Source organism: Caballeronia sp. M23-90 (assembly GCF_053574605.1).
In genome coordinates this window covers 1-330 of sequence record NZ_JBSIPA010001000.1, presented here as the reverse complement: position 1 = coordinate 330, position 330 = coordinate 1, and the positions used below count along the sequence as shown (strand labels likewise).

Annotated in this window: 1 pseudogene; it reads left to right on the top strand. The window is 59.1% G+C overall.

The features are described 5' to 3' along the window. Positions 1-330, top strand: a pseudogene (locus ACRXB1_RS37510) (hypothetical protein); the annotation flags it as partial.

The following is a 330-nucleotide window of genomic DNA, read 5'->3' as shown; positions in this document are numbered from 1 at the left end:
AGAAGAACCTGTACGGTACGGCGCAGTGGCAACTGATGAAGTCGTGGGAGCTTGCCCAGGACTTTTCGCTGGAAACAAACTGCCCCGCTGCCTGGGTGAACGAGGAAAAAGCGCCCAAGGCCGAAACACGTGGCTGGTGCGGATACTGGCGCTTCGTCTTCAACGTGTCGCCGCATATCCAGGGTTTCCCTGCCGACAACAGCATGTTCGGCAGCCCCGTGGCGCATTACGTGAAGGCCAACCAGTGGTATTACCTGCAGATCCTGTTGAACCCGGGCTCGGGCGCGCATAACGTCCACATGCCGACCGACTGGCAATATGCATACGGGC